This window comes from Coleofasciculus sp. (genome assembly GCF_046565525.1).
In the GTDB taxonomy this organism is placed as follows: domain Bacteria; phylum Cyanobacteriota; class Cyanobacteriia; order Cyanobacteriales; family Coleofasciculaceae; genus Coleofasciculus.
This window is the reverse complement of record NZ_JBKHUP010000184.1, coordinates 1-9,091: the sequence shown is the minus strand read 5'-3', so window position 1 is coordinate 9,091 and position 9,091 is coordinate 1. Positions and strand designations below refer to the sequence as shown.

The 9,091-nt window shown below is 45.8% G+C and carries 8 protein-coding genes and 1 pseudogene; 3 read left to right on the top strand and 6 right to left on the bottom strand.

The features are described 5' to 3' along the window. Window positions 1-257: 257 nt before the first annotated feature. The 3 genes and pseudogenes from ACLGGO_RS34250 to queA all read right to left on the bottom strand — a co-directional run bounded on the left by ACLGGO_RS34250 (window position 258) and on the right by queA (window position 4,201). Window positions 258-1,541 carry a tetratricopeptide repeat protein gene (locus tag ACLGGO_RS34250; protein ID WP_446422662.1) on the bottom strand — a complete coding sequence of 428 codons (1,284 nt, stop codon included), beginning with the start codon at window positions 1,539-1,541 and terminating at the stop codon, window positions 258-260. A gap of 85 nt (window positions 1,542-1,626) precedes the next feature. Beyond that, window positions 1,627-2,890: pseudogene (locus tag ACLGGO_RS34245) on the bottom strand (RNA-guided endonuclease InsQ/TnpB family protein). A 147-nt stretch (window positions 2,891-3,037) separates the two neighbouring features. Further along, window positions 3,038-4,201: a tRNA preQ1(34) S-adenosylmethionine ribosyltransferase-isomerase QueA gene (gene queA, locus ACLGGO_RS34240; RefSeq protein ID WP_446422661.1), complete on the bottom strand. Its 1,164-nt coding sequence runs from the start codon at window positions 4,199-4,201 to the stop codon at window positions 3,038-3,040. 270 nt (window positions 4,202-4,471) lie between these two features. Here queA and ACLGGO_RS34235 point away from each other — a divergent pair, with 270 nt between their 5' ends. After that, a complete protein-coding gene (locus ACLGGO_RS34235) occupies window positions 4,472-4,861 on the top strand; it encodes a hypothetical protein (protein ID WP_446334556.1) in 390 nt (129 codons plus the stop codon). Between the two features lie 121 nt (window positions 4,862-4,982). On the opposite strand, the gene ACLGGO_RS34230 is transcribed toward ACLGGO_RS34235, so the two are convergent. Beyond that, entirely contained in the window at window positions 4,983-5,516 is a 534-nt protein-coding gene (locus ACLGGO_RS34230; RefSeq protein ID WP_446355370.1) for a YraN family protein, read from the bottom strand. Between the two features lie 167 nt (window positions 5,517-5,683). Between ACLGGO_RS34230 and ACLGGO_RS34225 the strand changes: the two genes are divergently transcribed. Then, window positions 5,684-6,142, top strand: a complete 459-nt coding sequence (locus tag ACLGGO_RS34225) for a pentapeptide repeat-containing protein (protein WP_446422660.1) — start codon at window positions 5,684-5,686, stop codon at window positions 6,140-6,142. Window positions 6,143-6,160: 18 nt separating this feature from the next. On the opposite strand, the gene dnaG is transcribed toward ACLGGO_RS34225, so the two are convergent. Then, complete coding sequence (dnaG, locus tag ACLGGO_RS34220; RefSeq protein ID WP_446422659.1) at window positions 6,161-8,131, bottom strand: DNA primase; 1,971 nt, start codon at window positions 8,129-8,131, stop codon at window positions 6,161-6,163. Between the two features lie 147 nt (window positions 8,132-8,278). Here dnaG and ACLGGO_RS34215 point away from each other — a divergent pair, with 147 nt between their 5' ends. Beyond that, a complete protein-coding gene (locus ACLGGO_RS34215; protein WP_446422658.1) occupies window positions 8,279-8,857 on the top strand; it encodes a CAP domain-containing protein in 579 nt (192 codons plus the stop codon). A gap of 24 nt (window positions 8,858-8,881) precedes the next feature. Here ACLGGO_RS34215 and ACLGGO_RS34210 read toward each other — a convergent pair. Next, a partial coding sequence (locus ACLGGO_RS34210; RefSeq protein WP_446422657.1) for a hypothetical protein occupies window positions 8,882-9,091 on the bottom strand: 210 nt, incomplete at its 5' end.

Sequence of the window (9,091 nt, the reverse complement as noted above, 5' to 3'; positions counted from 1 at the left end):
AAGGTGTCATGACCCAGGTAGCGTAGTTCATTAAAGAACTGAGACTGGCTATCTCTACAGTTTTGGTATTTGTTGTCTATTACTGTCCACTGTTCGACGGATAGCGTCACCAGTCAAGCTGGTTAAAACTTCGTGAACCATGAAAGATTACCTCTTTGAGGTGCAACTTGGTATTAGCAGATTACTCGGAGGGCGTAGACACGGAGCGGCTTGTGTTAGAGTACTTTAGTTCAGGACTGACTGGAGCGTGCCATTCACTAGGGTTCTTCAGTTATTGCAGGCATTGGCTGGAGTGAATTGGGCAATGGGTTCGATGAGATGTTGAGTTGTGTTAGATATTGGTCAACGGCATCAATTTTCTCCAAATTGCCTTCTTCAATAAACAAATTCCTGGCTTCTAAGAGGAAGGAAACCGCCTCTTGTCCCCGTCCAACTTGCTGGAGGGCTATTCCTAGGTTGTAAAACGCGAGTGATAGTTTTGGATTGAGCAGAATGGCTTGTTGATATTCGGCAATAGCCTGATCATACTGTTGATTTCGATGCAGCGCTACGGCTAAATTATAGTGCGCCAGCGAATCGTAAGAATCAAGTTCTACGGCTCGTTGAAGTGCTGTTATCGCCCGCTCATATTCCCCATTTTTAATCAGTGCGGCTCCCAATTGGCGCAAAGCATCCACATTGTCAGGATCTAGCCGTGTTACCCAATCAAATCGGCGAATGGCTTCCTCAACATCCCCTTGTTGTAAAAGAATTAGACCCAGTTGATAATGAGCCGATGCAAATCGTGGATTGATCTGAGTTGCTTTGATAAAGGAATTTTTGGCTTCGGTAATCTGATTTTGTTGAGCCAGCAGCAATCCCAGTTGGTAATGGGCTTGTACGAATTGTGGATCGTTGCGAACGGCTTGCCGTAGTGCCGCGATCGCGGAATCGGTTTGGTTTTGTTTGGCGAGTAGTAATGCCAAATTGTACTTAGCAACAGCGGAGTTAGGATTGAGGCGAACGGCTTGTGTGTATTCACTCAGTGCGGCTTCCGTGTCACCTTGGGCTTCTAATGCCAAGCCTAAATTATAGCGAGCGGCGGCTAAATTGGGATCAAGAGCGATCGCCTGTTGATAGGCGCTAATCGCTTCCTCGATATTGCCTTGTTGGTATGACATCAAGCCCAGATTGTAATGTGCCTCTGCCATATTAGGATCGAGACCAATCGCCATGCGATATTGTTCAGCGGCTGAGTCAATCTGACCTTGCTGAAACAGGGCATTCCCCAGCAAATACCTTGCCATGGGGATAAACGGATCTTCCTGGAGGGCTTTGCCAAAGGCGATCTCGGCGGCTTTGAAGTCACCGCGATTATAGCGCATGACTCCTTGTTGAAAAAATGTCGCCGCTTCTAGGTCATTTGTGTATAACCCTTCAACTAACTGCTTACTGTGCTGACGCTTGGGTAGAGTCTCAGCGAAGGCGGGACTAGCCGACAGGAGACTGAGTGCGAATAGGGCGGCGGTAAGTCCAAAGGGTCGGTGATAGTTTTTAGACATGGTAGAAGACGATTGGGAAATTGAATAGGGAATATGTACGAGGTCAAGAGTCCGTAGCTTCCTATCTTAATAGTGCCAATATGAACTACAGCGACTTCAACGCAGTAAGTCGCTGTTTCTGACGTTTCAACATCCCTAGTTGCTTCATGCTTGGAGCAATCAGTAGAGCTAGGCGACTCTACGTCTAAAGAGGCTCGTTCCAAACCCCTTGCCCAAATTTCGTTAACTTGGGCAGCATTAACATCTCTATCCTCAACATGATTACAGTGGGAATTAGAGCAAACGTGAACTCGATCAGCCAAGCTCTTGGGTGTTAATTCCCAACATTTAGCGCATCTTTGAGTTGGTTTAAGTGTTCGAGTTGGTGACTCAACATAAAATCCGCCAGCTTCAGCCGCTTTGTAAGTTAATAAATCTCCAACAATGCCAAATCCAACATCAAGGATAGACCGATTTAATCCGGCTTTCTGTTTTTTGCGTTTACCTTTCTTAGCTTTACCCGTCATCTTCTTGACATTTAACTGCTCACCAGCAATTAGGCTATTACTGCTAACTATCTCGCTGGTTATTTTATGCAGCCAATCTTCTCGTTGACGAGCTATCTTGCTCTGGAGTTTAGAAACCCGCTTCCGTTCTTTTTTCCATCGTCTTGAGCCTTTAACTTTTTTGTTTCTGTTAGGCGCTCTTTTGCGTCTTAAACGCTTAGAGGCTACTTTAACTTTTTTGTGTCCCTCCTTAATAAAATCTGGTTTAGCAATTTTTTTGCCTGTTGACAGGGTGATCGCGTCTTTGCACCCAAGGTCAATTCCAATTGAACTCGTACCTGTTTGACGAGTTGGCTCACACTGTACTGTTATTGATGCATACCACTTGCTGTTTCTAAAGAAAATCGTGCAGGTTGTTGGAGTTCCCCAAGTTCTAGCTTTGCCTCGCATCTGGAGCTTTAAGCCAAGGTCTCTCAACTCAAGATGACCATTTTTGCCTAAGAAAAAATCTTTCCAACTTGCTTTATCCGGATATGTCCAGCCACTGTATCTTCGTTTTGCCTTGAATCTAGGATATTTACCCAAACCTTTGAAAAAACGAGTATAAGCAAAATCAACACGTTTTAATGTAGCTTGTAACGTATGAGAACCTAATTCTGCATACTCAATCCAAACCTTTTTAAACTCAGGTAAACAATTCTGCTGTTCAAAATAGTAAACAGAATGCCCAAAGCGCTTGTACTGTGTCCTACGATTTGCAATTGCCGCGTTGTAGAGTTCACAGTGCATCTTTCTAGCCCAATGGAGCTTGTCACATTGGGTTGTGTTTGGATAAAGTCTGTAGGTTACTCTACGTGTTTTCATCCCTACATTTTAACATGAATTTGCCTATTTTTACTTGACAGGCTAGGGGATATTCAATCCCTAGCCCGTCCGCTATCCTTCTCCGGCTTACTTCGTTGAAGCAGGAGATTGCCGCGATTCTTGTTCACTCCCCGATTGGTTCGCACTTTAATCGCTAACCGCTTCTGGCAAAATCAGCATGGCATCACCAAAGGAATAAAATCGATAATTATACGCGATCGCTTCAGCATACAACTTCAACAGCCGCTCTCTGCCAATCAAGGCACTCACGAGCATTAATAGTGTAGAACGGGGCAAGTGGAAATTGGTAATTAACCCATCAACCACCCGCCACTGGTAACCGGGATAAATAAATAATTCGGTTTTGCCACCATAGGGTTGCAATTCCCCACTCGCCGCCGCCCCCTCCAAAGCCCTAACCACGGTTGTACCAACGGCAATCACCCGCCCACCTGAGGCTTTGGTTTGCTGAATTTGTGCCACCGTTGCGGCGGATACCTCCAACCACTCGCCATGCATTTGATGACTCGTCACATCTTCGATTTCCACCGGGCGAAACGTACCCACACCAACGTGTAAGGTAATCGACGCCTGCTCAATTCCCCGTTGATGACACCTCTGCAACAGTTCAGGGGTAAAATGGAGTCCGGCTGTCGGGGCGGCTACTGCACCTGGGATTTTGGCGTATACGGTTTGATACTGATCGGGTGTGGCTTGAGAGTGGGTGATGTAAGGCGGAAACGGAACTTGACCGTAGTGGGGTAATAGGGTGATTAAGGACTTGCCCTTGGGTAGGTCAAACTGCAATAGACGCCCCTTGGTTTCGTCATCTCTAGCGATAATCGTTGCCTGGAGGGGAGGCATAGAACCATAAGTCTCTCGATTCTTTGTCTCTATAAGTCCTGCTGTTTCTGTCTCGTCTGATGATGGGGGAGTCTCCCCATAACTTACCGAAGCGACAGGTTTATCGGGTTCAAAGACTATCGTTGAACCCACTTTCAGCCGTCGTCCCGGTTTCACCAATGCTAACCAACAGTTGTGCTCCCGTTCCTCTAGCAGTAACACTTCTACGGGTGTGCCAGTTACCTTCCGCCCGTAGAGTCGAGCCGGAATCACACGAGTATTATTCAGAACTAACAAGTCGCCGGCACGCAATAACTGAGGTAAATCTCGAAAAATGCAGTGTTGATGATGAGTGGGAGACTCAACCACTAGCAAACGAGAACTATCTCTAGGGAAAAGCGGGGTTTGAGCAATCTGACTCTCTGGCAGATCATAGTTATAGCTGGAAAGCAATAGGTCATTTTGCATAGGTGGTTATTTAAGTCAAGTACAGTATTTCATCAATCTTTGACAAATTGGGTAGGTCAGGGACGGGTCGGGGTTTTAGCTCTACTGTATACTGTGACTTACCTTGTGCCATCCGGTACTCATCCCCAAAAACAAATGACAAAGGACTAAAACAAGGAAATTGGGTATGATCCCCCAGTTGAGAGCGGGGGCTTTTCCCCTACCAATTCCTGATCCCCGTTGTCAGAATGAAGGTATAGCACTTCCTTGCACTCCACGCCTAGCTGCCCTATGGATTACCTTTATTTTTTAGCCAATGCTAGTTTGACACTGCGAGTGGTCGAGTACCTCCACTCCATGATCCAGCTTCCCGTTCAATATACAACGGTGATTCATCAAATTGATGGCTGGGTAATTAAAGTTAAAATGAGCAGCCCCCTCACACCTCAGCAACATGGAGACTTCCAAGCCTTCATGAGCGAATTGGGGATTCCGTTCCAACCCGACATGCGCTTGCAAATGGCTTTTTGGAGCCTCGATACGGGACAATCTCCTATCGATGTCATGCGTCGCTACCAAGTCGCGGTGGTGTCTCATGGTCACCCTGATAAGACGGATATTGAAGCGTTTCGCCAACAATTTACCATGGGACTAGGATACTGTCCAGAAACATTAGCGTAAAGAGTTCCCATCAATCAGACTCCAACATCGGGACGAATACAAAAGCCATGCCTTACCTAAGGGCGAGTTTTAGCATTTAAGGAGTATCTACCGATAAGTGCTCCACAAAACCCGCCCTTCGTCAACAGAAAGCTGACTCGATATAGTTTTGTAGAATAAGCTCATATCCTCCCAGAGTAAACGGTTCACCGAATTGAGGGGCTGAAGTTGGTAACACGTCACTGATGGCAACAGGGCGTGAGCTTTGGCAAAGACGGTGGTAGCGAACCAGGGCGACATCAAACCGACAAGGAAGATCACTTAAATCGGGATGTTCTGCTAAAAATAGTTCGGCTGTTCGCCAAAGTTTGGCTTGCTTAGAGGATGTAATTGCCAATCCACCATCGGCATCCCAATTCCCTCGACTGCGAGTTTTTACCTCGACAAATGCTAGGATATGTGACTCAGCGTTTGGTGGTGGGGGGGTAGGGGGATAGAGTTGGGGGTTTCTACCCAGATTAGATAGGGGATTTTCCCTCTCCTCTACATCCCAGTAGGCAATCAAGTCGATTTCTCCCCAACGACAATGCCATCGATGATGTAAGATAGTCCAACCTTGTGCTTGTAACCAGGTAGCAACGAGTTGTTCTCCTAATTGTCCTTTGTTATTTGTCATTTGTTTATGTCATTGGTCATTCGTCATACTCAAGGGAGCGAAAAGTAACCCCCTTTTTGACACGGCGATTGATGACGATTGACTGGTAGGATAATTATATAAATAAATATCTACAGATTGCCAAAACTATGTTCAGATTCATTTTAGTTTGGGTGGTTAGCTTATGCATGTTTATCGCTAGCCCTTTTGCTATAGCAATGCTTCCCGCCGCCCCAGCTTTGGCTGTGGATTATACCAAACAATCTTTGGTTAATTCAGATTTTTCGGAGCGTGTGCTGACTGATGCCAGTTTTAACCAAGCGGATTTGCGAGAAAGTAATTTTAGCCATGCCGATTTGCAGGGAGTCAGTTTTTTTGGTGCTAATCTGAAATTGGCGAACTTGGAAGGAGCAAACCTCAGTTACTCAACGTTAGATAAAGCGCGTTTGAACGGTGCTAATTTGAAAAATGCCGTGCTTGAAAGTGCCTACGCTTTCAATGCTCAGTTTGATGGCGCGACGATTGAAGGGGCTGATTTTACCGATGCTTTTCTTGATCCCAAAGCCGAGGAACAATTGTGTCAAATTGCGACAGGTACAAACCCTACCACAGGTCGCCAAACCCGCGATACTTTATTTTGCTTTTAAAAGTTTCCGGACATAATATTAGATGGGGGTGAATTTGTGGATGTCTAACATGTTAGCTTGACGCATTTTCTGTAACTCTTGCAAGCGTTTATAGGCTTCCTTAATTCCTTCAGAATAGTAGTCCTTACGGTTTGGGTCAGTGGCAACATTGAGAGTTTTCCACTGCTCTAGACAATATCGCTTGTGCTTGTTCCACATCACGACCTCTAAAGAAGCAGTAGCAGTGCGAATATCTAAGGGAGTGCGAATAATATCTTCAATAGACTGCTTTTCATTTAAGTGGAATAAATGTTCCACCATAACCATCTCCTCTGGAAACTGGATACTGCGGTCTTGGAGTAAGGAGATGAGCTTTTCAGGTTGCTGGGATAGGATAGGTTGAGCGACGGCTTGCAGGTCTAATATTTGCTGCCATAAAAATCGGTGGGGAGAAAGACTAAATAGCAAATCTTTGGTATCTAAAGTTTCAATAATAGTCTGGCGATATTCGGGACGGTGCAGATAAATGCGTAAGAGTAATGCTTCCGCTTCTTCGAGTAGACTGTGTTCTTCGCTAATGGATAAGTCGATCGAGATTGATAAGTTTTTCTGGTTAAGATTGGATTTCTCATCTTTCTTGATCGGAGTCTGGCGTAATTTATTGAGTTGAGTTTGGAAAATTTGGATGAGTCGAGGAATCATTTGGGCTTCTCCGCGACTCAGCTTTTCCGCACAATAATCAATATAATAGGTTTGTTGATTAATATCTTCTAATTGGTACAGCAATTTGACAATTTTCTGTGCCACCTGTTGAAATTGATTGGCTTGTTTGAGATCTTTACCTATTAGGAGTTGATCAATTTGCCAATTTAACCATAAGGGCGCATTTTGTAATAGCTGTTGGTATTGTTGTGCCCCATCAGGGGTATGGGTAAGGAATTCGTCGGCGTCTTTACCATCGGGGAGGTTGAGTACCCGCAGTTGAATTTGTCCTTGATAGGCTAAGTCGGCAATTTCTCCGATCGCGCGTTCGGCGGCTGTGGTTCCGGCTTTGTCGGCGTCAAAGTTGAGGATGATTTGTTTGGATTCGCTGTAACGCAGTAGTTGGCGCATTTGATCCAGGCTTAAGGCTGTACCCAATGAGGCGACAACGTTTTGAATCCCCACTCGATGCAGCGCGATCGCATCAAAATAGCCTTCGACGACAACGGCTTGATCCTTATCCCCAATGGCGTTGTAGGCTTTGTCTAAAGCAAATAAGGTTTTCCCTTTATTAAATAGAGGCGTTTCTGGAGAATTAAGATATTTGGGAAGTTCATCACCTAATGATCTCCCGCCAAAACCAATGACTCGCCCAAGACGATCATGAATCGGAATCATGATGCGATCGCGAAACCGATCATAATAGCCGTCTCCTGACTTGCGTGGCAAGATTAATCCAGCATCTTTTACCAGTTGTACCGGTTTGCCTTTTTGTTCGATTAGATAGCGGTACAGGGTTTCCCACGTCGCCGGCGCATACCCTATCTGAAACTGTTGGATCGTTTCCTCATCCAGACGTCGCTGAGATTGTAAATACTCTAGCGCCTGCTGTCCTTGGGGTTGTCGTAGTGCATGTTGATAAAATGATGCGGCTAGTGCCACAATCTCATACAGTTGCTCTTGTAAGGATAACTGACGCTGTAACTCCTGGCGTTGTTCAGGTTCCAGGGTTTGCACCGGCACTTGATAGCGCTGTGCTAAGTCGAAGACTACCTCACTGAAGGACTGTTTTTCTGCTTCCATGAGGAATTTAATCGCACTTCCACCCGTACCGCAGCCGAAGCAGTAGTACATTTGTTTGCCGGGACTGACGGTAAAACTGGGTGTCTTTTCGTCATGGAAGGGACACAAGCCTACATATTCCTTTCCCCGCTTTCGCAGCACAACTCGCTCCGAGACGACATCAACAATGTCTGCTCGTTCTTTGACTTGGGCGATGGTGTCTGGGTGCAGTCGAGGAATTTGCACAGCGTTGTTCCTGAGAAACTGGTAAGCAAGCGAGTATATATTAGGGTTTTTGGTGACAGTACGGATAGGGTGGCTTCCGTGAGCCGTTTTCCCAGAACCCAATAGATCTATTGTAATTGTGTGATATCCCACACCTAAGGATAAACAATGAATTCAGCACAGACAATTATTCTCTCGCCCTTGGAATTTAGGGTGATTGAGGAAACGAATAAAGTGCGAACAAAGCCCACGTCTTATCTTACGCTTTTAAACAACTGGAGACAGCGCTTTTCGGTAAATCAGGTCAACCTTTCGCAACAGGTATTTTTACGCACAATTGAAGGTGTAAACGCTGTTGATGAGGCGATTGATTTTCTCCAATCCACTCGTCCATTATCGCCGTTCAAACTATCTCTGGGGATGTCAAAAGCGGCGAGGGATCATGTTCGTGATCAAGGACAAACAGGAAGTATTGGGCATATTGGTAGCGATCGCAGCACTCCTTTTATCCGCCTGAATCGATATGGGAGTTGGCAGATCACCGCAGGTGAAAATATTTCTTATGGTGTGGCACGGGCAGATGAAATTATCATGCAATTAATTATCGATGATGGGGTGCGCGATCGCGGGCATCGAAAAAATATCTTTAATTCAGCTTTTCAAGTCGCGGGTGTAGCTTTTGGCTATCATATCCAGTATCAAAATATGTGTGTCATTACTTATGCTGGGGGGTACAAGACGCAATAAAACTCCAGGTTTATTTCCACCAACCTACTTAAAAGGGCGCACGTCTGTCATCCGCGTCAACTTAAGCCACAACCCTTGCCAATTATTGTTTCGAGCAGTTCGACACAAACTGATCGTGTTGCTTGCTCCCCCTGCTTCCCCTGCTCCCCCTGCTTCCCCTGCTCCCTCTGCTCCCCCTGCTCCCTCTGCTCCCCCTGCTCCCTCTGCTCCCCCTGCTTCCCCTGCTCCCCCTGC

Coding starts and splice junctions, on each gene's coding strand:
- ACLGGO_RS34215 (WP_446422658.1), top strand. CDS start 8,279: ATGAATTCAGCACAGACAATTATTCTCTCGCCCTTGGAATTTAGGGTG.
- queA (WP_446422661.1), bottom strand. CDS start 4,201: ATGCAAAATGACCTATTGCTTTCCAGCTATAACTATGATCTGCCAGAG.
- ACLGGO_RS34230 (WP_446355370.1), bottom strand. CDS start 5,516: ATGACAAATAACAAAGGACAATTAGGAGAACAACTCGTTGCTACCTGG.
- ACLGGO_RS34225 (WP_446422660.1), top strand. CDS start 5,684: ATGTTTATCGCTAGCCCTTTTGCTATAGCAATGCTTCCCGCCGCCCCA.
- ACLGGO_RS34250 (WP_446422662.1), bottom strand. CDS start 1,541: ATGTCTAAAAACTATCACCGACCCTTTGGACTTACCGCCGCCCTATTC.
- ACLGGO_RS34235 (WP_446334556.1), top strand. CDS start 4,472: ATGGATTACCTTTATTTTTTAGCCAATGCTAGTTTGACACTGCGAGTG.